Below are 22,098 nucleotides of genomic sequence, written 5' to 3' on the forward strand. Positions count from 1 at the left end.
CCCCTACTCGGCGCCGTCGCCACCGTGGCCGGACCCGCGAGGAACGACCCACTCGTGGGGCTGGCCGGTGACGGCGGCGATCCGCTCGTAGCCGGAGTCGTAGTGCAGCACCGTGGCCGAGGCGGCCTGGGCGATGGCGGCCAGCATGAGGTCGGGGATCGGGAGGTGATGCTGGCCCCTCGTGGCCAGGACGCTCATGACCTCCTCGATCTGTCGCTCGGCCCGCTCACTGCAGTGAAGGTAGGGAAAGGAGCCGAGCTCCAGTCTCAGCCGGGACAGTTCGGCCACGTCGCGGGCCGAGTACAGCAGTTCTGCCATCCTCACGACGCAGACGGCCAACCGGCCGGACTCCCGCAACGAATGGAGCCGGTCACGCGCCCGGCGGCCATAGCGAGCCTGCTCCCAGCCCGACTTGTCGACCATCTGCACCGAGGAGGTCATAGGCGACCCTCCTCAAGGGTCGGGGGTGCAGGCCACGGCGACGGCCAAGGCCTGGCACAGCTCGGCCATCTTCGAGGCTGACAGCTGGCCGAGCGGAGCCCGTAGCCGGTCCTTGCGCAGCAATGTGAGGTTGTCGAGGGCGGCCACGCAGTCCCGGTCGATCCCGTCGGCGGGGCCCAGGCGCACCGCCGTGGGGATGTCGCGGATGGTCGTGGTGAGCGGTACCACCAAGATGGCGTTCAGCGACCGGCCGGCGAAGTCGCGGTGCAGCACGACCGCGGGCCGGAGCTTGTCCATCTCGGCCAGCCACACCTCGCCCCGGCGCGGCGGGTTACCAGTCAAGGTCGGCGGCTGCCAGCCCGTCGAGGCTCACCTCGGCCAGCGCCTCCTCGTTGGCACCCGCGGGCCGGGCGTCGTAACCGGCCGCCAGCCGGGCGTCGATATCGGCCTCCCGCTCGGCGGCCAGGAACCGCCGGACGGCGAGCCTCAGCACCTCGGCCCGGGCCACCGAGCGCCGCTCGGCCTCGCGGTCCACCGCGGCCAGGCTCTCATTGTCTATCTGGAAGGCAATCTGAGTGACTTTGGCCATGAAAGAACCATACTGCGATGCCCGACCCCGCGACGATGGCCGGGACCGGCCGGTCGGGACGCAGGTGGGCCCGGGCCAGACCGTGGTGCTCGTGGTCGGCGACCAAGGTGGCGACCAGCGCCGAGGTGCCCATCACCGGTGAGCGCGTTCCTCGTCGATGGCCGCCAGCACCTCGTCATTGGAGACCGGTCGTCCCAGGAGCAGGGACCGGCATGCCATCGGCTCCCAGCGTGACGTGGCTCGCCTGGCCCGCGGGAGTGATCAGCAGGCCATCCGCGGTGGGGCGAACCAACACCTCACCGGCCCCGGTGACCACCTGCTCGCGCAGACGCTTGGGCAGCACCATCCGGCCCTGGCTAGAGCGGGCGCCCGCCGTGGGGGCGCTGGTAGGTTTCGTGAGCCGGTGCCGAGCTGAGGGGGAGGGCCGTGACGGGGGTGCGGAGGGCGATCAGGTCTCGCTCGTCGAGGTGGCTGGTGCTGGCGGTGGTGGCTGCCCTGCCCGCCCTGGCCTCGACCGGCGCTGTGTCGGCCCAGAGCCCGCCCACCTCAGTGCCGGGGGGCCGCGTCCTGCTGCTGGCGGCCGACGGCGATACCAACACCTATGTCCCCGCCCCGGTCCGGGCCGGTGGTGTCGACGGTGCCCCGCCCCCGCCGGCATCCACCATCCAGGTGACGTTCGCCCCCGGCTTCCCGACCGCCGCTCAGGCCCCCGTCAACGCGGCCATGGCCGTCTGGTCCCAGCTCATCACCTCGAGCCAACCCATCACCGTCCGGGCCACCTACACGAACCTCGGCGCGGGCACCCTGGGCGGGGCCGGGCCGACGTTCGTCTATCGCGACTTCACCAACGCCCCGGTGCCGGGCACGTTCTACGCCCAGCCCCTGGCCGAGGCCCTGGCGGGAACCAACCTGGGCGGCAGCGACCCCGACGTCGAGATCGACATCAACGTCCGCAGTGACTGGTACTTCGGCACCGACGGCAACCCGCCCGCCGGCCGGTTCGACCTGATGAGCGTCGTCATGCACGAGTTCCTGCACGGCCTCGGCTTCCTGGGCACGATGGACGTCAACGCCTCCAACCAGGGCTACTGGGGCCTGGGGTCCCAGCCGTGGCCCGACATCTACGACCGGTTCACCCAGAACCAGCAGGGGACGAGCCTGCTCAACACCACCACCTTCCCCAACCCGTCGGCTGCCCTGCGCAACGCCCTCCAGAGCGGTGCCCTGTTCTTCAACAGCCCCCGCACCAACCGAGGCCTGTCCGACCGGCCCCGGCTCTACTCCCCGCCATCGTGGTCACTGGGCAGCAGCTACGCCCACCTCGACGAGTTCACCTACCCGGCGGGGTCGGCCAACTCGCTGGCCACACCCTTCCTGAACACGGCCGAGGCGGTGCACGCCCCCGGGCCCATCGCCCTGTGCATGCTGGAGGCCATGGGCTGGCAGACGGTGCAGGACTGCACGCCGCCGGCCACCACCCAGGTGGTGGGCTTCACGTGGTTCGCCACCGGCGGCTTCACGGCCAGCGGGCCGTCGGGCACCACGGTTCGGGCCTACGCCACCGGGACCTCGACCAACCGGCCCTACAAGCTGGTGAGCGGGCTCGACGGCGGTCCTGACCGGCCCTGCATGTGGGACACCGTGCCCCTCAACCCCACCAACCGGTTCCCCAACAGCACGGGGTTCATCCCCAACACGTCGGGCCCGATCAACCGGGGGCCGGGGAACTGGCAGGTGTGCTTCCGGGAGGAGAACCCGGCGGCGGGCACGCTGCGGGTGTCGATCCCGGCCACCTTCCGGGTCACGGGCTGACCGGCTGGTAGAGTTCTCCCGACGTGCTGGCGACCCTGCCGGCGCGGCCCGGCACGACCGAGCGAGCGAGCAGAACCCGAAGAACTGATGCCCGACAAGAACGCCACGATCACCGAGTACCGCCTTCACGAGACCGACACCGGCTCCCCCGAGGTCCAGGTCGCGCTCCTCACCGAGCGCATCAACCACCTCACCGAGCACCTCAAGGCCCACAAGAAAGACCATCACGGTCGCCGTGGCCTCTTGATGCTCGTGGGCCAGCGGCGCCGGCTGCTCGACTACGTGCGGCGCAACGACGTGGAGCGCTACCGGGCACTGATCGCCCGCCTCGGCCTCCGCCGCTAACAGGCGAACCCTCTTCGAGCGGCCCCGCGGGGCCGCTCGTTGCGTACCAGACAACAGATCCCAACGATCCGGCGGCGCAGAGGCGTCAGCTGCCAGTTGCCAGCTCCCCGGCCCCGGCCGGGTGGTTGACAACTGGGAACTGGCTCCCACCGCCGCCCTGATCGCCGTCCGGCAAGAAAGCCGGCCGGCCAAAAGGAGCCAGAGATGGCGGAAGCCGTTTCCGTTTCCGGTGCCGTGAGCGGCACCGACAAGACCCTGTCCTTCTCCGCGGGCAAGCTCGCCCTGCTGGCCAACGGTTCGGTGGTGGCCCAGATGGGCAACACCGTCGTGCTGGTCACGGCCACGGCCTCCAAGGCGCCCCGCGAGGGGGTCGATTTCTTCCCCCTCACGGTCGACATCGAAGAGCGCATGTACGCGGCCGGCAAGATCCCGGGCTCGTTCTTCCGCCGGGAGGGGCGGGCCACCGACCAGGCCATCCTCACCTGCCGGTTGATCGACCGCCCGCTGCGCCCGTCGTTCCCCGACGGCTTCCGCAACGAGGTACACGTGGTGGGCACGATCCTGGGCGCCGACCAGGAGAACCCCCACGACGTGCTGGCCATCAACGCCGCCTCGGCTGCCCTGATGATCTCGGGCATCCCCTTCGAGGGCCCGATCGGGGCCGTGCGCCTGGCCTGGACCACCGACGGCCAGTGGCTGGCCCACCCCACCTACCAGGAGGGCGACCTGTCGACCTTCGAGCTGGTGGTGGCCGGGCGCCAGACGGCCGCCGGTGAGATCGCCATCATGATGGTCGAGGCGGGTGGCACCGAGGACGCCTGGAAGTTCTACGAGAACGGTGCCCCCAAGGTCACCGAGGAGGTCGTGGCCCAGGGCTTGGAGGCGGCCAAGCAGTGGATCAAGGAGTCCATCGACCTCCAGAACGAGCTCGTGGCCCGCAAGGGCAAGGGCGCAGGCGTGCCCTTCCAGGCGGCCGTCGACTACGGCGACGACGTCTGGGAGCGGGTCGTGGCCGTGGGCACCGAGCCCATCGCCCAGGCCAGCACCATCACCGGCAAGGCCGAGCGCAACGAGGCCACCGACGCGGCCACCACGGCCATCATCGAGCAGTTGGGCGCCGAGCTCGAGGGCCGGGAGAAGGAGATCAAGGCAGCCGTACGGTCGCTGCAGAAGAAGCTGATCCGCAAGCGGGTGGTGGAGGACGGCGTCCGCATCGACGGCCGCGGCCCCACCGACATCCGCGAGCTGTCGGCCGAGATCGGGATAATCCCCACGGCCCACGGGTCGGCCCTCTTCCAGCGGGGCGAGACCCAGGTGCTCACGGTGGCGACGCTGGGCATGCCCCGCATGGAGCAGATGCTCGACACCATCGGCATCGACGACTCCAAGCGCTACATGCACCACTACAACATGGCCCCCTTCGCCACCGGCGAGACCGGTTTCATGCGTGGCCCCAAGCGCCGCGAGATCGGCCACGGCCTGCTGGCCGAAAGGGCCCTGCTGCCGGTGGTGCCCGACGAGGAGTCGTTCCCCTACACGCTCCGCCTCGTCTCCGACTGCCTGTCTTCCAACGGGTCGACCTCGATGGCCTCGGTGTGCGGGTCGAGCCTGTCGCTGATGGACGCGGGCGTGCCCACCAAGGCGGCCGTGGCCGGGATCGCCATGGGCCTGATCTTCGAGGAGGGGCGCTACATCACCCTCACCGACATCCTCGGGGCCGAGGACGCCTTCGGCGACATGGACTTCAAGGTGGCGGGTACGGCCGAGTTCGTGACCGCCCTCCAGCTCGACACCAAGATCGACGGCTTGCCGGCCGACGTGCTGGCGGCCGCCCTCGACCAGGCCCGCGACGCCCGTATGAAGGTGCTCGAGGTCATGAACGCGGCCATCGCCGAGCCCCGGGCCGACGTGCGCGACACCGCGCCCAAGATCGTCAGCTTCGAGATCCCCCTGGACAAGATCGGCGAGGTGATCGGGCCCAAGGGCAAGGTCATCAACACCATGCAGCAGGAGACGGGCGCCGACATCAACGTCGACGACGCTGACGGCGTCGGTAGGGTCACGATCGGGGCCAAGGACGGGGCGGCCGTGGCCGAGGCCCGCCGCCGCATCGAGCTGATCCTCGACCCGCCCACGGCCGAGATCGGCGCCGTCTACACCGGCAAGGTGGTCAACATCACCAAGTTCGGGGCCTTCGTCAACATCCTGCCGGGCCGTGACGGCCTCATCCACATCTCCAAGCTGGGTGGTGGCAAGCGGGTGGACCGCGTCGAGGACGTCGTCTCGCTGGGCACCGACATCGAGGTGCGGGTCGACGACATCGACCCCACCACCGGCAAGGTCGCCCTCTCGCCCGTCGGGGCGAATGGCGATGGCGACGGAGGCGACGGAGGTGGGGGCGGCGGGGCAGGCGAGCGGGCCGACCGAGGCGACCGGGGCCGTGGCCGGGGAGGTGACCGGGGCGACCGCAGCGACCGCGGCGCCGAGAGGTCGTCTGAGGGCCCCTCGGGCCGCGAGTTCGTGTCGTTCGAGGACACCTTCGACGCCGAGGCCCGCCAGGCCTTCGGCGACCTCGGCCCCGCCGGCGAGCCGGCGGGCGCCGGCCGTCCCGACGAGGGGGGCGGTGGCCCCCGCCGCAACCGCGACCGTGACCGCGGTCGCGGCCGCCGGCGTTAGGCCGGCGCCAGTGACGAGAAGCGACCTGGTCCGCCAGGAGGTCCTGGCCAGCGGTCTGACGGTCGTCTCCGAGCACATGCCCGGCTCGAAGGTGGCGTCGGTGGGGTTCTGGGTCGATGCCGGCTCCCGTGACGAGGACCCGGTCGTGGCCGGCGCGTCCCACTTCCTCGAGCACCTCCTGTTCAAGGGAACCGAGACGCGCAGTGCCCACGAGATCGCCCAGGCCGTCGAGGCCGTGGGCGGGGAGATGAACGCCTTCACCACCAAGGAGTACACGGCGTTCTACGTGAGGCTGCTCGACGAAGACCTGACCCTGGCCCTCGACATCCTGTCGGACATCATCTGGTCGCCGTCGTTCCGCCCCGAGGAGATCGACGCCGAGCGCCAGGTCATCCTCGAAGAGATCAACATGCACGAGGACGAGCCGTCCGACCTCGTGCACGAGCTGTGCCAGGCCGCCCTCTACCCCGGCCACCCGCTGGGCCGGGAGGTGCTGGGTGAACGCGACACCATCACGGCCATGGCCCGCGACCAGATCCGGGGTTACTGGGCCGCCCACTACCGGCCGGCTTCCATCGTGGTCGCAGCCGCCGGCAACGTAGACCACGACGACCTGGTGGCCGCCGTCGACAAGCGCTTCGCCGGCCCCGAAGGCGCGGGCCCGGCCCGTACCGCGACGGTCCCGGGCCCCCCCGTGCCCGTCACCGTCGACCGGCGGGCGACCGAGCAGGCCCACTTGGTCGTGGGTATGCGGGCCGGTGCTCGTGACGACGACGACCGTTACGCCCTGGCCGTGCTCAACCAGGTGCTGGGCGGGGGCATGTCGAGCCGCCTCTTCCAGGAGGTGCGGGAGAAGCGGGGCCTGGCCTACTCGGTGTACTCCTACCGGGGCGCCTACCTGGAGACGGGCCTGCTGGCCATCTACGCGGGCACGTCCCCAGCTCGGGCCAAGACTGTTCTCGAACTGGTGAACGAGCAGCTCGACCGGCTCCTCCAAGAGGACATATCCGAGCGCGAGCTGGAGGTGGCCCGGGGCCATGTGAAGGGCTCGGTCGTGCTCTCGCTCGAAGAGTCCTCCAGCCGCATGAGCCGCATCGGCCGAGCCCGGCTCGTCCACGGCGATGTCATGACCATGGAGGAGATGGTCGAGCGCACCGAGGCCGTCACCCCGGCCGACGTGCGCCGGGTCATCGAGAACGTGATCGGCGGCCCCCGGGCCCTGGCCGTGGTCGGCCCCTTCGACGAGGACGAGCTCGCCTCCTCCCCCCTCCTGGCCGGCTGATCCTCGGCTTCTCGCGTAGGCCGCGGCCAGGAAATATCCTCGCGCCACCATGACAATCCGCGTTGGCGTGTTCGGCGCCGGGGGCAGGATGGGCTCTCTCGTGTGCCGCACGGTGGCCGACGACCCCAAGCTGCAGCTGGTGGCAGCCATCGACCCCTTGCACGAGGGCCTCGACCTGCGGCGCATCACTGGAGCCGACGTGCCCGGGGTACGCATCTCGTCCGACGCCGAGGCCCTCGATCTGGCCGGGGCCCAGGTGGCCGTCGACTTCACCCACATCTCGGCCGCCCGCGAGAACCTGGCCTGGTGCGCGGCCCACGGCGTGCACGCGGTGGTGGGGACGACGGGGTTCCTGGCCGACGACTACGACGACCTGCGGGCGCGGTTCACGTCCTCGAACTGCTTCGTGGCCCCCAACTTCGCCATCGGGGCAGTGCTGATGATGCGCTTCGCCGAGCTAGCCGCCCGCTACTTCGAGACGGCCGAGATCATCGAGCTCCACCATGACCAGAAGGCCGACGCCCCCTCGGGCACGGCCATGCTCACGGCCGAGCGGGTGGCGGCCGCGTCGTCGGAGTGGGCTCCCGACCCGACCGTCAACGAGGTGGTCGAGGGGTCGCGGGGAGGCCAGGCGGCCGGGGGTATACGGGTGCACGCCGTACGCCTGCGGGGCCTGGTGGCCCACCAGGAGGTGCTGTTCGGGACCATGGGCCAGAGCCTGTCGATCCGCCACGACTCCTACGACCGCAGCTCGTTCATGCCCGGGGTGCTGCTGGCCGTGAAGTCGGTCGCCGACCGGCCAGGGCTTACGATCGGCCTGGACGCCCTCATCGACATCTGACGGCCGGCCCCGGCCGGCGAGCAAGGGGGAACATGGTCACGGCCAGCCTCTACCGCCAGCTCGTACCGGCGGCACCCCTCCACCGCCGCACCGACCGGGATACCTATCCCAGTCCCGAGGCCGAGCTCCGGGCCCGGCTGGCGGCCCGGCTGCGCCCACCCGACGCCCGTCCCCGTCTGCGGGCGCCGACGCTGGTGTCCTCCTGGCAGGGGACCATCGACGGCCTGCTGATGGCCTTCCCGTCTTGGGGCGTGGCCGACCCTGCCCTGGCCGCCGCCTACCGGTCGGTGATCACGTCGATGCCGACGGGCACCGAGTTCGTGGTCGTCCACCACCGGGCCCAGCGGGCCTCCGTCGAGGGGTGGTTCGCCGAGGCCGGCCACCCGGCAGAGAACGTGATCTACGTGCCGCTGGCCGACTACGTCAACTTCACCGACTGGGCCGAGGACGCCTACGCCTCCGTTCTCGACGGGGTGGACGGCTCGCTCTGCCTGATGGAGCCGTGGGAGTTCCCCCGCGGGGGCGACGCGCTCATCGCCGAGGCCGTGCAGGACCACACCGGGGTACGCGCCGGCCAGGCTCCGCTGATCTTCCAGGGCGGCAACTGCCTGGTCGGGGACCGGTTCTGGCTGTTGGGCAAGGACTACTTTGCCGACAGCCTGGCCCTGGTGGACGGGGAGCGCCCCCCGGTGCTCGCTCCGCCCTCGACCGCGCCCGGGGACTTCGTGACGAGCCTGTACGCCGACTACCTCGACGCCGGCCGGGAGCTGGTCGTGGTGGGCACCGATCGGCCCATCGCCCTGCGCGAGCTCTACGGCACCCGCCAGGGCGACGATTACTTCCTCGACATCGCGGCCGACGGAGCCGGTACCTACCAACCGATCTTCCACATCGACATGTTCCTCACCCTGGCCGGCCCGGCCCCGGGCCCCGGCGGGCGGTTCCGGGTGCTCGTCGGCAGCCCGGCGGCCGCCGACCGGGCGCTCGGGACGCAGTCACCGTTCGCCCTCGACGACGTCTACGACGCGGTCGCCTCCGGCCTCGAGGGGCTGGGGATGGAGGTCGTGCGCAACCCGCTCGTCCACCGGCCCGAGCTGGGTGCCACGTTCACCCTGGCCGAACTGAAGGCCATGGCCGCCCGGCCCGGCAACCAGGTGTTGCTCGAACCGCTGGCCGAACTGGCGGCGGCCGGGGCCGTCGACGGCTCGGCCGTGCGCGTGCGGGCCTGGCACCACGTCACCTGGAACAACTGCCTGGTCGAGGCGGGCACCGACCGGCGCCGGGTCTACCTGCCGACGTTCGGCCACCCGCCCGACGACGACCTGGCCCCCCTCGATGCCGCCATGGCCGACCTGTGGGCCGGGCTGGGCTTCGAGGTCGTGCTGCTGGGCGACTTCAACCCGTTCGCCCGTCGCCAGGGTGTGGTGCACTGCATCACCAAGTACCTGCGGCGGGGGGCCTGACCCGGCGGTCTGGGCCCTGGGTGATCACGGCCGGTCGCCGGTGCCTTCGGCCGGTTCACCGGGGCCGCCGGCCGCCCCCAGTTCGTCGATGTCCTTCATCGACATGTCCGTCTTGCCCTGCACTCGTCCGAGGATGACCGAGAGGGTCACGAGCACGATGCTGATGGTTGTTGTGGCCACGATGTTGCGCTCGAAGAACCCGACGAGGGCCTCGACGGGCGAGGCCACCACCTCGCCGAAGGCCTTGAGGGCGAGCACGGCCGTCAGCGTGCCGGCCACGTTGAGGGCCAGGAAGACCCTGAACCGCATGCGCACGACACCGGCCAGCGCGCACACGACGGCCCCGGGGAAGAAGAAGACGGCCGGGAAGGCGGCCCGGCGGAACAAGCGCTCCATGAGCCGGGCGTAGTCCTGAAGGCCGGCCTTGACCTCCAGCCAACGTACGGCAGCATCGCCGTAGTAATAGCCGAGCAGGTAGTAGAGGGGGTCGGTCAGCAGGCGCCGGAAGGTGGCCGCCAGCACGAACGGGATGAGGTCGACCTCGCGGGCCAGGATCAGGTTGCGGTTGCGGGCCTCGAGGATGATGAGCAGCAGGGGGTGCTTGGCCGCGAGGGCAGGCGTGAGCGCGGTGGTGACCGTCCCCACGATGGCCAGCACGACGATGGGCGCCACCAGCAGCACCAGCTTGCGCCGCGACAGCTTGGGCCGTTCGCCCTCGCCCTCGCCCTCGCCCTCGCCCTCGCCCTCGCCCTCGCCACCCTCGGCCCCCTCGACGGCCGCGGTGGCCTCGGGACGGGTTTGGCTGACGTCCCCGGCGGCCCCGTCCTGGGGCCCAGCGGTGGCCGCCGTCGCTTCCTGTTCGTCCTCGGCCGGTTCGGTCAGCTCGTCCACTCGGGGTGCGACGCTACGTGGCCGCAAGCCTGGGCGTGGAGCAGGCCGGTGCGGAAGGGCGTGAACGACGAACCCCCGCCATCTCTGGCGGGGGTTGCCGGAGAGCAAGGTGGGCCAAACTCTCGACCACAAGCATAGGACCGGCCTGGGCCGTCCCGGTCCGCGGGCGGGCCTGCGTCCGCCGAGTAGTTGCATCGGCGGGGGGCGGCCGGGAGAATGGCGCGGTGAAGCCCCTCGCCGCCGCCTCGCGCGCCGCACTCGTCGCCGGTGGCGGCCTCGTGCTCTACCAGGTCGTCCGCCAGCAGGGCCGGATGATGCTGCGCATCGACGAGCTGGAGCGCCTGCTCGGGGTGGGCGGGGGAGCGCGTGACGGCCACATCGGGCACGTGGCCCACGGCAGCCAGGCTGTCGGCACGCCCGTAGGCCTGCCCGTCGGGTCGGCTCTAGAGCCGTTCACGCTCCCCGATCTTGACGGCAACGACGTGGCTCTGGAGAGCTTCCGGGGCCGCCAGGTGCTGGTCGTGAACTGGAGCCCCACGTGCACGTTCTGCGACCGCATCGGCGCCGACCTGGCCGAGCTCGAGCCCCGGTTGGCCGAGGCCGGGACCGCCATGGTCCTGCTGGCCCACGGTGAGGTCGAGGCCAACCGGGCGCTGGTCGAGCGCTACGGGCTGAAGTCCCCCGTGCTCATGCTCGGGGAGGCCAACCCCGCCGGGTTCCAGTCTCTGGGTACCCCGAGCGGGTTCCTGCTCGACGCCGACGGAAAGGTGGCCACCACGCTGGCCATCGGGGCCGACCAGGTGCCGCTCCTGGCCAACGACGTGGCCGACGCCGGAGGCCCCGGTGGTGGCGAGAAGCGCCTGCGGGGCATGCGCAACCTGAGCGAGAGCCGGCTGGTGCGCGACGGGCTGAAGGCCGGTACCCCCGCCCCTCCGTTCACCCTGCCCGACCTCGACGGCCACCCCGTCTCGCTCGAGGACTTCAAGGGACGCCGCGTGCTGCTGACGTTCAGCGCGCCCGACTGCGGCCCGTGCGACACCCTCGCCCCCGAGCTGGTCCGCATCCACCGCGACCACGCGGCCAACAACCTCGCGGTGGTGATGGTCGGCCGCGGGGATGTGGACGAGAACCGGCAGAAGGCCGAGAAGTTCGGCATGGAGTTTCCGGTAGTGCTACAGGAGGGATGGAAAGTTTCCCGTGACTACGGGATCTTTGCCACGCCAGTCGCGTTCCTCATCGACGAACACGGTACGATCACGCACGACGTCGCCACTGGCGTAGAAGACATCCTGGCGTTGGTCCCAGCGGCGGGCGGGACCGAGTAAGGGCGGCAAGGGAGGCATCTGGTGGGTACAAGCGAGCGGTTCGACTCGGTGACGCGCATCCTCGGTAGCGGGATGTCGCGGCGCAAGGCCATCAAGTACGCCCTGGGCGGGGCGATGGGCCTGGCCAGCACGGGCGCCGTCATCGCCGTCCAGCAGGGCACGGCCGGGGCCCAGTGCAACCCCGGGTGTGGGGTCGACCAGCAGTGCTGCACGACCAACGTGTCGCCCGCCGCCCCGTTCTGCGCCCCCGACACCGCTCAGTGCTGTGGCAACCAGGCCTGCCTGCCTCCCCAGCAATGCTGCACCACCGCGGTGCCCAACTTCTGTGCACCGCCCGACTGGGCGGCCTTCTGCTGCGGCCGGTTCGCTTGTGTCATCGGCGTCACCCAGTGCTGCACCACCGGCACCGAGCCCCACTGCGAGCCGGCCAGCTTCACGTGCTGCGGCAACACCTCGTGCGGTCCCGGCTACGTGTGCCAGGGATACCCCTCGCCCGGGGTGTGCGTCCCGGTTTAGCCCTTCGGGCCCGGCGGCGCCGATCGCGCCCGCTGGTAGGGTCACCGGGCGCGGGTGGGGCGATGGGCCCTGCCGCCGTGGGGCGGGCGGTCGCCCGCCGGGGAAAGGAAACACATAGATGGCCCGGTTCGGGGCGGTGGTCACCGCCATGGTCACCCCGTTCGCAGGCGATGGCTCGCTCGACGTCGACGCCGCCGTGGCCCTGGCCCGCTGGCTGGTCGACAACGGCAACGACGGCTTGGTGTTGGCCGGCACGACCGGCGAGGGCCCGGTGCTCAGCGACGACGAGAAGGCCGATCTGTGGCGGGCGGTCGCGGGTGCGGTCAGCGTCCCTGTCGTGGCCGCCACCGGGAGCAACGACACGGCCCACACGATCGAGCTGACCCGGCGGGCGGCCGGTTGCGGCGTGGCCGGTGCCCTGGTCGTCACCCCCTACTACAACCGGCCCTCGCAGTCGGGGATCGAGGCCCACTTCCGGGCTGTGGCCGCGGCCAGCGATCTGCCCGTGCTCATCTACGACATCCCGGTCCGCACGGGCCGCAAGGTCTCCCACGAGGTCCTGGTGCGGCTGGCCCGCCAGGTGCCCACGGTGGTGGGCGTCAAGGACGCGGCCGGCGACCCTGCCGCCACCGCCCGCCTGGTGGCCGACGCGCCGGGCGCCTTCGAGGTCTACAGCGGCGACGACGCCCTGACCCTGCCCCTTCTGGCCATCGGTGCCGTCGGGGTCATCGGCGTCGCCTCCCACTGGGCCGGCCCCGAGTTCGCCGACATGATCAGTTCGTTCGCCAAGGGTGACCTCGCCCGGGCCCAGCAGGCCAACACCCGCCTGCTGGCCTCCTACCACTTCGAAACGGGAGACGATGCACCCAACCCTGTCCCGGCCAAGGCCATGATGCGCCTTCTCGGCCACCCTGTCGGCCAGTGCCGGCTCCCTATGGGCCCCGCCCCGGCCGGTCTCGAAGACCGTGCCAGGGCCGTGATCGCCGACCTGCGGGCGCCGGAGCCCCGTGCCGATGGCTGACCCCGTCCGCATCACCTTCCTGGGCGGCCTGGGCGAGATCGGCCGCAACTGCGCAGCCGTCGAGATCGCCGGGCGGATCATGCTGCTCGACTGCGGCCTGATGTTCCCCGACGTGGAGATGCCGGGAGTCGACCTGGTCCTGCCCGACTTCACCTGGCTGCGCCAGAATGCCGACCGCATCGAAGGGTGCATCCTCACCCACGGCCACGAGGACCACGTCGGGGCGCTGTCGTTCCTGCTTCGCGACCTGTCGTTCCCGGTCTACGGGTCGGCTCTGACCCTGGGCCTGGCCCGCAACCGCATCGAGGAGGCCGGCCTTCTCGACCGCACCGAGCTGATCCCCGTGGCCGACGGCGAGCGCCGGCGTATCGGGCCGTTCGACTGCGAGTTCATCCCCGTGACCCACTCGGTGCCCGACGGGTTCGCCACCGCCTTCCACACGCCCCAGGGCGTGGTCCTGCACACCGGCGACTTCAAGATCGACCTGACCCCGGTGGACGGCCGGACCACCGACCTGGCCCGCATAGGTGCCCTGGCCTCGGCGCCCGGGGGCATCCGGCTCCTGCTGTCGGACTCCACCAACGCCGAAGAACCGGGCCATACCACCAGCGAGAAGGCCGTGGGCCGGGTCCTGAAGGACCTGTTCCGCTCGGCCACCGGCCGGCGTGTCCTGACGGCCTGCTTCGCCAGCCACATCCACCGGGTCCAGCAGATCGCCGACGCGGCCGTGGCCACCGGCCGCAAGGTGGCCACCTTGGGCCGCTCGATGGGCAAGAACGTGGCCTTGGCCCGCCAGATGGGCCTGCTCCACATCCCCGACGACGCCCTGGTCGACATCGAACGTATCGGCGAACTGCCGCCCGGCCAGGTGTGCGTCATCTCCACCGGGTCCCAGGGCGAGCCCATGTCGGCCATGGCCCTGATGGCCGCCGGGGAGAACAAGTGGATCAAGCTGGGCGACGGTGACCTGGTCGTCATCAGCGCCCACGCCATCCCCGGCAACGAGTACACCGTGAACAAGGTGATCGACGGCCTCTACCGCCTGGGGGCCGAGGTCGTGCACGCGGGGATCGCCGACGTCCACGTCAGCGGCCACGGCATGCAGGGCGAGCTGCGCACCATGCTGACCGTCACCCGGCCCGAGTACTTCATCCCCGTGCACGGCGAGTTCCGCCACCTGACCCACCACTGCCGGCTGGCGATGGAGATGGGGGTGGCCGAGGAGCACGTGCTGCTGGCCGAGGACGGTGACGTGGTCGAGCTGACCGACGACAGCCTCGACTTCGTGGCCACCGTGCCCGCCGGCTACCTCTACGTGGACGGCATGGTGGGTGACGTGGGCCACGGCGTGCTGCGCGACCGCCGGGTGCTGGCCGAGGAAGGGTTCGTGGTCGTGGTCGTGACCGTCGACGCCCACAGTGGCGAGGTGGTGGCTGCGCCCGAGATCATCACCCGGGGGTGGGTCCATGCCCCCGAGGCCGAGACGCTGCTCGACGAGGCCCGGGCCCGGGTGGAGCAGGCGCTGGCCGAGCACACGCCCACCGAGGGGACCATCGACGTCGAGACCCTGAAGCGCCGGGTGCGCCAGGTGGTGGGCCGGTTCGTGGCCGAGCGCACCCGGCGCCGCCCCATGATCGTGCCCGTCGTGGTGGAGGCCTAGTGCCTCGGCGGTCAGGGCCGATGGGCCACCACCAGGGTCATGGGGGGTTCGCCTCCTAGGGGGTGGACCTCCTGGCGGGACAGGCCGGCGGCCCTGCACCAGCGGGACAAGTCGGCGATGGCGTGCACCCGGCCGTGGGTGGTGCGGCTGAAGAGCCCGAGCTCGTAGCGTCGGAGCAGCTTGTCCGTGTCGGGTGCTGTCTGGCCGCCGGGCCCGCTGACGATGTCGATGACGGCCAGGCTCCCGCCCGGGGCCAGCGCGGCCGCGGCCCGACCTACGAGGGCCTCGGCCTGGTGCCCGTCGAACAGGTGGCACACGTGGGCCAGGAAGACAACGTCGGCCCCGGTTGGCAGGTCGTCGACGGTGAAGTCCGCGGCCCGCACGGTGGCTCGGCCCTCCATGCCCGCGGCCACGACGGCGGCCGTGGTCTCGGGCACGACCTCGGGCCGATCGACGGCCGTGAGGGTGGCCGTCGCCTCACGCCGCAGCACGGCCAGGCTCCAGGGGGCGGCCCCCGCGCCAACGTCGAGCACGTGAGCTCCGGGCCTGCCCACCAACTCCGCCACCCGTTCGGCCATTGCCGCCACCATGGAGCCGAGTGGGCCCACGACGTGGGGGTAGAGGCCGTGGTCGGCCCCGTTGCCGGCGCGATCGGCGGCCAGGGCGGCGGGCAGGCCGGCGAGCTTGGTCTCCATTATGGCGGCCAGGGTCCCGACGCACGGGTGGGCGCGGAAACGGTCCTCGGCCCGCTCGACGACCCCGGCGTCGGCCAGCACTCCCAGCATCACGGCCGTACGGTGGGGGTCGAGGCCGCAGCGCCGAGCGACGTCGCCGGCGGCCAGCCCGCCCTCGCCCTCACCGGAGATGGTCGTCAGAGCGCCGGTGGCGATGGCCGCCCGCAGGGCGGCGGCCGGGAGGAAGGTCGCTTCGAGGGCCCCGAGACGGGGCGGCCGCGTGGCGCGGCTCACCGGGGCGGGCCGACGCCGGTCCCGCCTTCGGCGCCCACGGTGCCGACGGGGGCGCCGTGGACCTCGACCGTGCCTGACGTGCCGTCGACGGTGACGACCTGACCGTCGCGCAGCACGGTGGTGGCGTTCACCGTACCCAGCACGGCGGGCACGTTGTGCTCGCGGGCCACGATGGCGGCGTGCGAGAGGGCGCCCCCGGCGTCGGTGACCATGGCCCCCACCCGGCCGAACAGTACCGACCACGCCGGGTTGGTAATGGGGCAGACCAGCACCTCGCCGGCCTGGACCGTGCCGAACCTGGCTTCGTCGAGCACCACCCGGACCGTGCCTGTGTAGCGGCCCGGAGCGCCGGGCACCCCTCGCAATCCCTCGCCCGCCTGGCGTTCGCCGGGGTACTCCTGGTCGATCGCCCACAGCATGGCGCCCGTCGTTCGCCGGACCGCCTCGGGGGCGGCCCTGAGGTCGGGCGGGCGATGGGGGGGCGGGCCGATGACGGCCGGGCCGGGGTGGGCGAGGGCCCAGGCCCACTCCGCCCTGCGGCGGGCGACCTTGGCCCGCAGGTCGCCCAACTCGGCATGGCCGCCGCCGGCTGCCGCGAAGATCTCGGGGGCCTCCAGCCAGCAGGCATCGTCGGACTGGCGGAGGGCGCCGGCCGCGACGAGGCGACGGCCCAGCTCGAGCACGGCCAGGCGAAGCAGGCCCGAGGGCAGCGAATCGGTGTAGAAGAGGTTGTCTTCCCGCATGGGCCACGCCCGGCGGGCCCTGTCGACCACATCGAGGAGCCGCGCCCGGTCCTGTGCCCCGACCTGGCCGACAGTCAGGGCCTCCTGCAGACGAGCATCGGCCGCGGCCCGGCGCCCCGCTAGTGCCTCATCCAGACCACCGGGAGTAGCCCCCGAGGCCACCAGGTCCCGCAGGGCCCCGAGCACCAGGTCGGGGCGCTCGGCGATGGACGGCTGCCCGGGGTCGTAGCCGGTGGTGCGGCAGCCGAACCGCTCGAAATGGGCTTCGATGCCGGCCGCGATCTCGTTCGCTCCGCTGGCCCGGAGGGCGGCCAGCACGTCGCCGAGTGGTTCGCCTGACCAGGCCGCCAACTGGTCCCAGGCCCCCCGGTGGTCCTGGGCCAGGCCAGCCAGGGCGCGCAGGTGGCGAGCGGGGGCCGACGAAGTCCCTGACAGGCCACCGACCAGTTCCAGGGCCTGGCCCTCGTCCCACCCGATCAGGTCATGGGCCGTGGTGGTGAGGTCGTGGAGAGCCATCACATAAGGGACGAACAGCAGGAAGTGGATGCGCTGGCCCTCCACTGTGAGCTCGACGACCCGGTCGAGGTGGGCCTTCAGGCCAGCAGCGTCGAGCGACCCCAGATCGGCGGCCCGGAGCTCGGCGATACGGGCTTCGAGGGCGGGGCGCAGCTCGGTCGGCCAGCGCTCGACGAGCTTGTCGGGCAAGCCTTCGGCCAGTGCCCGCCGGGCGGCCCGCAGCTTGGCCCGCATGGGCGGCACGGCCCGCAGGAGCACGCCCATCAGCCACCACGGCGGGGCCGGGCCGTCTTTGCCGCCCGGGGGGATGACCCGGGTGTACATCTCGCCTCCCAGCGAGCGGGTCTCCACCCCGTCGATGAGCAGGCCGTAGGTCCGGGCCATCTCGGCCACGGCGGCGTCGATCGGTGCGAGGTAGAGCGAGGACCCGACGGGAGTGAGGGGCACGGTGAAGTGGCTGGTGTCCTTGATCCAAGTTCCTTGGGTGGGCAGTTCGATGTCGGGCGGGACGGGCAGGGCGGTGATGGGCCGGGCTTGGAGGACGTGAAGGAGGCCTCCACTGATGGCCCACTCCATGTCGACGGGGGCGCCGATCGCAGCCGCCAGCCGGAGCGCCTCCCGGGCCACCTCGGCCACGTCGGCGGGCCCCAGCACGGTCTCGGGCCCGCCCTTTCGGACCGGCGGTGCGCCGGGCCGCTGGGCCCACTCCTCGGGGTCGACCTCACCGGCCACCAGGCGGTCCGCCAGGCCCCGTACGGCGCTGACCAGCACCTCGTCGTCGCCGGTCACGGGGTTGGCGGTGAAGGCCACGCCGGCCGCCTCGGCCTCGACCTGCTGCTGGACCATCACCGCCATCGGGCCTGGGCCGGTGCCCGTGTCGCGGCCGTACCCGGTGGCCCGGGCCGACCACGCACTGGCCGCGCACCGGTCGATGGCGTCCCACAGTTCGGCCGCCGAGCGCACGCCGAGGACCGACTCGTACTGCCCCGCCCACGATGCATCGGGTCGGTCTTCGACGACCCCCGACGAGCGGACGGCGACGACCCCTAGGACGGCGATGGCCTCCTCCAGCTCGTGGCGGATGTCGGGGGGCAGGACGTCGGCGGCCGGCCCGTCGCCCAGGGAGGCGGCCAGCTGGACGGGAACGACGAGGGCGGGCGGCACGCGGTGCCCGGCTCGGCGCAGCCGGGCCAGCGTGGCGGCCTTGTGGCCCACGGTGGCCGGGTCAGTGGAGACCTCGTCGTCCAGGGTCGGGAGGTGGCGGGTGGGCAGGGGCGACGGGGCGGTGGCGGACATCAGACGCTCCTTGGGTCAGGGCGGCGGGACTGGGCCGGAGGCGGTCAGGGACAGCGCGTCCGGTAGGGGTTCGAGCGAGGGGGTGCGGCCCGCCCGTAGGGCCTCGATGAGCACGGTCGTGGCCCAGGTCGCCGCCCGGGCGGCCTGTTCGTCCTCGAGGCCGGCATCGCGCAGGTGGAGCCAAGCCCGGCTGCTGGCCATCAGCCTGACCACCGCCGCCCCCATGACGGCGTCGGCTTCCGAGGGCACGGGGAGGCCTTGGGCCACGAGCTCGTGGAAGAGGTCCGAGCGCTGGCGGCGGTCCCTGGTCTCGATGGCGGCACCCACGCCGAAGCGGACGCTGGCCTCCATCGTCCGGGCGTGGCGGGCGAACAGCCTCCAGTTGCGAGCGACGGCTCCCGGCAGTTCGTCGAGCCCGCCGGGCTCGTCGATCACGCCCTCGGCCTTCATCCGTGCTCCCACGGCCTTGCTCAGGCCTTCCAGTAGCGACTCGCGGGTCGGGAAGTGGCGGTAGACCGTGCGGTGGGAGACCCCGGCCCGATCGGCCACCTCTTGGACGGAGAAGGCCGGGAGCCCGCCCTCGACTATCACCGCGACGAGGGCGTCGAGAATGCGTTCGGCGGTGGTGGGGGCCGGGTCAGCCAATCGGGGTCCCTCCTTGCAGGTCTGGTGTCAGAACTTATGACTGTTCATAAGTTATGACTCACCCCGGCGGAACTGTCAAGGACCGGGGTGTTTGGCCGGTCCGGGGCTGTTGCTGCTGTTACGGTTGTTGGCACTGTGGCCACGAAGACGACGGCCAAGCGGGGCGGGCCGCCGGCCCGCAAGGGCAGTGGCGCCCGCAAGAGCACACCGGCCAGGCCTCCGGGCGGCCGTCCCGGCGGCGCGCGGCCCGGGGCAGGCCGGGGCGGGAACGGGCGGGGCGGCGCGGGGCGGTCCGCAGCAGGGCCCGAGCGGCGTCCCGGCCACGGCCAGGACATGGCCGGCCTGGCCTTGGTGGCCGCCGGCGTACTGGCCGGTCTGGCTGTGTTCGCCGACCTCGCCGGCCCGGCCGGCAGTTCGTTGGCCACGGCTACGGCCACCGTGTTCGGGGCCGGTCGCTTCGTGGTCCCGCCGGTGGTAGTCGTGGCCGGCGGGCTCGTCCTGTGGAGGAGGCCGCTGACCGGGCCGCTACGCCTGGCTGCCGGTCTGTCCGTGCTGGTGGCCGGGGCCACCGGTCTGCTTCACATCGCCCGGGGTGGGCCGGCCTTCGAAGGCGCCACGGCCGATGCCCTGGGCCGGGCCGGGGGAGCCGTGGGCCTGGTGATGGCCGAGCCCGTGCGGGCCGTGGTCGGGCCCTGGGGCGCGACCCTCGTACTGGTGACGGCCATGGTCGCCGCCCTGCTGGTCGTGACCCGTACCACGGCCCACGACGGTGCGGCCCGGCTGGCCCGGGTAGGCGGGCGGGGCTGGCGGTGGGTGTCGGGGGCGGTGGTGGGGCTCGTCCACCTGCCGGGTGAGCCCGACGGGGCCGAGCCCCCGCAGGCCCCACCGAAGCGCCCGAAGACCCCGCGTCCCCGGCCCGAGGTGGCCGTCGAGCCGACCGTCGCCGGACCGGAGCCGGCGCCCCTCGTGCCCGACCCGCCGGTGGCCGTGCACGTGCCCACCGGCCCCGAGCCCAAGGGTGAGCAGTTGGCCATCGACCTGGGCCCGGCGGCCGAGCCCGGCTCGTGGAAGCTGCCGTCGCTGTCTCTGCTCAAGCGGGGCAGTGCCCAGCGCATCGACCACAAGCAGGTGGAGGCCGGCGGTCGGGCCCTGGAGGCCGCCCTGGCCGCCCACGGCGTCGAGACCCGGCTGGTGGGCATGACCGTTGGGCCCACCGTGACCCGCTACGAGCTGGAGCTGGGCCCAGGGGTGAAGGTGGCCAAGGTCACCAACCTCCACAAGGACATCGCCTATGCCATGGCGTCGGCCGACGTGCGGGTCCTGGCCCCCATCCCCGGCCGGTCGGCCATCGGCGTCGAGGTCCCCAACAAGCAGCGCGAGCTCGTCCTGCTGGGCGACGTCCTGGCCTCGCCCGAGGCCCAGCGGGCCAGCCACCCCCTCGAGTCAGCCATGGGCCGTGACATCGCCGGCCGGGCCGTGCTGGCCAACCTGGCCGACATGCCCCACGTGCTCATCGCCGGGGCCACCGGCGCGGGCAAGTCGTCGTGCATGAACTCGATGATCACCTCGATCCTGATGCGGGCCACTCCCGACCAGGTGCGGATGATCCTGATCGACCCCAAGCGGGTGGAGCTGGGCAACTACAACGGCCTGCCTCACCTGCTCACCCAGGTCGTCGTCAACCCCAAGAAGGCGGCCAATGCCTTGTCGTGGGCCGTCCACGAGATGGAGCGGCGCTACGACCTGCTGTCCGAGGTGGGCGTCCGTGATATCACCGGTTACAACGCGGCCTACGACCGGGGCGACCTGCGGGCCGGGCCCGACGAGCGCGGTGCGGAGCCGGCCACCGAGTACCAGCGCCTGCCGTTCATCCTGGTCGTGGTGGACGAGCTCAACGACCTGATGATGGTGGCCGCCCGCGACGTGGAGGAGTCGATCTGCCGCATCGCCCAGATGGCCCGGGCCGTGGGCATCCACCTGGTGATCGCCACCCAGCGGCCGTCGGTCGACGTGATCACGGGCGTCATCAAGGCCAACATCCCGTCCCGGTTGGCGTTCGCCGTTTCCTCGCTGGCCGACAGCCGGGTCATCCTCGACCAGATGGGGGCCGAACGGCTGATCGGCAAGGGCGACATGCTCATGGCCATCGCTTCCTCCAACGTCCCCCGCCGGGTGCAGGGGGCGTGGGTGGGCGAGGACGAGGTCCACAAGGTCGTGGCCCACTGGCGCCGCCAAGCCACCCCCGACTACGTGCAGGGGGTCGAAGGCGACGAACCCGGACTGGGTGACGGGGCTGGGGCGGAGGGCGGGGCCGGCTCCGACGACGACGACCTTGTCGAGGCGGCCATGGAACTAGTCGTACGGTCCCAGCTGGGCTCGACGTCGATGCTCCAGCGCAAGCTGAGGGTCGGCTTCGCCCGGGCCGGCCGGCTCATGGACCTGCTGGAGCTGCGGGGGGTGGTGGGCCCGTCCGAGGGTTCGAAGGCCCGCGCCGTGCTGATGACACCCGAGGAGCTCGACGAGCGCCGGGGCCGGGCCGCCGGCTGAGGACCGCTAGACCAGCAGGGCGTGTTTATGCAAGTAAACACCCTCTCGGGTTGGTTCCTGTACAAGCGTCCGGCTGGCTGGGTCACTTGGGACCGGACGCGCCGAAGGCGCCCCCTCGTTGGGGCGCCATCGGCGGAGCGGGGCCGGTTGATCAGGCGGCGATACGGGGACGTTCGGCCCGGCGACCGTCGGTGCCGGCACCGGCCGGCGAACCGAACCAGCCGAGCACGGCCTGCCAGGCGGCGGCCAGCGAACCGGCGATCAGACCGGTGAAGACCGTGGCTATGGCTTCGTTGCGGACGGTGATGCCGAAGCCACCGAACACCGAGTAGTCGAGGACGACCACGGCGATGATGGCGACGGCGAACATGGCGAGCGTACGGCTGCGGGCAATGGCGGGGACCAGATCAGTCAGAAGGTCGACCACCTTCAGCGTCACGAGACCCAGCAATGCGAGGGCGGCGAATTCGTACATGTTCCCTTGTCTCCTTTGATGGCGTGTTGCCGATCATTCCGACCGC

At 72.0% G+C, this 22,098-nt stretch carries 20 protein-coding genes; 11 read left to right on the forward strand and 9 right to left on the reverse strand.

What is annotated here, in order from left to right:
* Positions 1-3: 3 nt before the first annotated feature.
* From AB1673_03040 to AB1673_03055, 4 genes are all read right to left on the reverse strand, one after another.
* Entirely contained in the window at positions 4-441 is a 438-nt protein-coding gene (locus AB1673_03040; protein MEW6152953.1) for a PIN domain-containing protein, read from the reverse strand.
* 12 nt (positions 442-453) lie between these two features.
* Positions 454-783, reverse strand: a complete 330-nt coding sequence (locus tag AB1673_03045) for a type II toxin-antitoxin system PemK/MazF family toxin (protein ID MEW6152954.1) — start codon at positions 781-783, stop codon at positions 454-456.
* Positions 773-1,030, reverse strand: coding sequence for a hypothetical protein (locus AB1673_03050; GenBank protein ID MEW6152955.1), 258 nt, complete (start codon positions 1,028-1,030; stop codon positions 773-775). Before AB1673_03050 ends, AB1673_03045 begins: the two co-directional genes overlap by 11 nt.
* A 175-nt stretch (positions 1,031-1,205) precedes the next feature.
* Positions 1,206-1,376, reverse strand: a complete 171-nt coding sequence (locus AB1673_03055; protein MEW6152956.1) for a hypothetical protein — start codon at positions 1,374-1,376, stop codon at positions 1,206-1,208.
* An 80-nt stretch (positions 1,377-1,456) separates the two neighbouring features.
* Between AB1673_03055 and AB1673_03060 the strand changes: the two genes are divergently transcribed.
* The 6 genes from AB1673_03060 (at position 1,457) to AB1673_03085 (ending at position 9,449) form a co-directional block, all read left to right on the forward strand.
* Positions 1,457-2,842 carry a hypothetical protein gene (locus AB1673_03060; GenBank protein MEW6152957.1) on the forward strand — a complete coding sequence of 462 codons (1,386 nt, stop codon included), beginning with the start codon at positions 1,457-1,459 and terminating at the stop codon, positions 2,840-2,842.
* Positions 2,843-2,929: 87 nt separating this feature from the next.
* A complete protein-coding gene (gene rpsO, locus AB1673_03065; protein MEW6152958.1) occupies positions 2,930-3,187 on the forward strand; it encodes a 30S ribosomal protein S15 in 258 nt (85 codons plus the stop codon).
* Positions 3,188-3,391: 204 nt separating this feature from the next.
* Positions 3,392-5,863 carry a polyribonucleotide nucleotidyltransferase gene (locus AB1673_03070; GenBank protein MEW6152959.1) on the forward strand — a complete coding sequence of 824 codons (2,472 nt, stop codon included), beginning with the start codon at positions 3,392-3,394 and terminating at the stop codon, positions 5,861-5,863.
* Positions 5,864-5,873: 10 nt separating this feature from the next.
* Positions 5,874-7,145: a pitrilysin family protein gene (locus AB1673_03075; GenBank protein MEW6152960.1), complete on the forward strand. Its 1,272-nt coding sequence runs from the start codon at positions 5,874-5,876 to the stop codon at positions 7,143-7,145.
* A gap of 49 nt (positions 7,146-7,194) precedes the next feature.
* Positions 7,195-7,986 (forward strand): 4-hydroxy-tetrahydrodipicolinate reductase, encoded by a 792-nt coding sequence (dapB, locus tag AB1673_03080; GenBank protein ID MEW6152961.1) that lies wholly within the window; start codon positions 7,195-7,197, stop codon positions 7,984-7,986.
* Between the two features lie 32 nt (positions 7,987-8,018).
* Positions 8,019-9,449: a hypothetical protein gene (locus AB1673_03085; protein ID MEW6152962.1), complete on the forward strand. Its 1,431-nt coding sequence runs from the start codon at positions 8,019-8,021 to the stop codon at positions 9,447-9,449.
* Between the two features lie 24 nt (positions 9,450-9,473).
* Here AB1673_03085 and AB1673_03090 read toward each other — a convergent pair whose 3' ends face one another.
* Complete coding sequence (locus tag AB1673_03090; GenBank protein MEW6152963.1) at positions 9,474-10,340, reverse strand: hypothetical protein; 867 nt, start codon at positions 10,338-10,340, stop codon at positions 9,474-9,476.
* A gap of 224 nt (positions 10,341-10,564) precedes the next feature.
* Between AB1673_03090 and AB1673_03095 the strand changes: the two genes are divergently transcribed.
* The 4 genes from AB1673_03095 to AB1673_03110 all read left to right on the forward strand — a co-directional run bounded on the left by AB1673_03095 (position 10,565) and on the right by AB1673_03110 (position 14,862).
* Complete coding sequence (locus AB1673_03095) at positions 10,565-11,665, forward strand: TlpA disulfide reductase family protein (protein MEW6152964.1); 1,101 nt, start codon at positions 10,565-10,567, stop codon at positions 11,663-11,665.
* A gap of 21 nt (positions 11,666-11,686) precedes the next feature.
* Complete coding sequence (locus AB1673_03100) at positions 11,687-12,181, forward strand: hypothetical protein (protein MEW6152965.1); 495 nt, start codon at positions 11,687-11,689, stop codon at positions 12,179-12,181.
* A 118-nt stretch (positions 12,182-12,299) separates the two neighbouring features.
* A complete protein-coding gene (gene dapA, locus AB1673_03105; GenBank protein MEW6152966.1) occupies positions 12,300-13,202 on the forward strand; it encodes a 4-hydroxy-tetrahydrodipicolinate synthase in 903 nt (300 codons plus the stop codon).
* Positions 13,195-14,862 (forward strand): ribonuclease J, encoded by a 1,668-nt coding sequence (locus AB1673_03110; GenBank protein ID MEW6152967.1) that lies wholly within the window; start codon positions 13,195-13,197, stop codon positions 14,860-14,862. The genes dapA and AB1673_03110 overlap by 8 nt, the downstream gene beginning before the upstream one ends.
* Positions 14,863-14,873: 11 nt before the next feature.
* Here AB1673_03110 and AB1673_03115 read toward each other — a convergent pair whose 3' ends face one another.
* Genes AB1673_03115 through AB1673_03125 form a run of 3 tightly spaced genes read right to left on the reverse strand, consistent with a single transcriptional unit; the run spans position 14,874 to position 19,030 of the window.
* Positions 14,874-15,830 carry a class I SAM-dependent methyltransferase gene (locus AB1673_03115; protein ID MEW6152968.1) on the reverse strand — a complete coding sequence of 319 codons (957 nt, stop codon included), beginning with the start codon at positions 15,828-15,830 and terminating at the stop codon, positions 14,874-14,876.
* A complete protein-coding gene (locus AB1673_03120; GenBank protein MEW6152969.1) occupies positions 15,827-18,385 on the reverse strand; it encodes a PEP/pyruvate-binding domain-containing protein in 2,559 nt (852 codons plus the stop codon). Before AB1673_03120 ends, AB1673_03115 begins: the two co-directional genes overlap by 4 nt.
* A 15-nt stretch (positions 18,386-18,400) precedes the next feature.
* Positions 18,401-19,030 carry a TetR/AcrR family transcriptional regulator gene (locus tag AB1673_03125; protein MEW6152970.1) on the reverse strand — a complete coding sequence of 210 codons (630 nt, stop codon included), beginning with the start codon at positions 19,028-19,030 and terminating at the stop codon, positions 18,401-18,403.
* Between the two features lie 135 nt (positions 19,031-19,165).
* On the opposite strand from AB1673_03125, the gene AB1673_03130 reads away from it, so the two are divergent.
* Positions 19,166-21,577, forward strand: coding sequence for a DNA translocase FtsK 4TM domain-containing protein (locus AB1673_03130; protein ID MEW6152971.1), 2,412 nt, complete (start codon positions 19,166-19,168; stop codon positions 21,575-21,577).
* A 151-nt stretch (positions 21,578-21,728) separates the two neighbouring features.
* On the opposite strand, the gene AB1673_03135 is transcribed toward AB1673_03130, so the two are convergent.
* Positions 21,729-22,052, reverse strand: coding sequence for a hypothetical protein (locus tag AB1673_03135; protein MEW6152972.1), 324 nt, complete (start codon positions 22,050-22,052; stop codon positions 21,729-21,731).
* Positions 22,053-22,098: the final 46 nt, after the last annotated feature.

The organism is Actinomycetota bacterium (genome assembly GCA_040754375.1).
In the GTDB taxonomy this organism is placed as follows: Bacteria; Actinomycetota; Acidimicrobiia; order Acidimicrobiales; family AC-14; genus JBFMCT01.

What these genes read in the sequence shown, in the direction of transcription:
- AB1673_03110 (MEW6152967.1), top strand. Translation starts at nt 13,195, where the DNA reads ATGGCTGACCCCGTCCGCATCACCTTCCTGGGCGGCCTGGGCGAGATC.
- AB1673_03055 (MEW6152956.1), bottom strand. Translation starts at nt 1,376, where the DNA reads ATGGTGCTGCCCAAGCGTCTGCGCGAGCAGGTGGTCACCGGGGCCGGT.
- dapA (MEW6152966.1), top strand. Translation starts at nt 12,300, where the DNA reads ATGGCCCGGTTCGGGGCGGTGGTCACCGCCATGGTCACCCCGTTCGCA.
- AB1673_03120 (MEW6152969.1), bottom strand. Translation starts at nt 18,385, where the DNA reads ATGTCCGCCACCGCCCCGTCGCCCCTGCCCACCCGCCACCTCCCGACC.
- AB1673_03135 (MEW6152972.1), bottom strand. Translation starts at nt 22,052, where the DNA reads ATGTACGAATTCGCCGCCCTCGCATTGCTGGGTCTCGTGACGCTGAAG.
- rpsO (MEW6152958.1), top strand. Translation starts at nt 2,930, where the DNA reads ATGCCCGACAAGAACGCCACGATCACCGAGTACCGCCTTCACGAGACC.
- AB1673_03070 (MEW6152959.1), top strand. Translation starts at nt 3,392, where the DNA reads ATGGCGGAAGCCGTTTCCGTTTCCGGTGCCGTGAGCGGCACCGACAAG.
- AB1673_03085 (MEW6152962.1), top strand. Translation starts at nt 8,019, where the DNA reads ATGGTCACGGCCAGCCTCTACCGCCAGCTCGTACCGGCGGCACCCCTC.
- dapB (MEW6152961.1), top strand. Translation starts at nt 7,195, where the DNA reads ATGACAATCCGCGTTGGCGTGTTCGGCGCCGGGGGCAGGATGGGCTCT.
- AB1673_03050 (MEW6152955.1), bottom strand. Translation starts at nt 1,030, where the DNA reads ATGGCCAAAGTCACTCAGATTGCCTTCCAGATAGACAATGAGAGCCTG.
- AB1673_03040 (MEW6152953.1), bottom strand. Translation starts at nt 441, where the DNA reads ATGACCTCCTCGGTGCAGATGGTCGACAAGTCGGGCTGGGAGCAGGCT.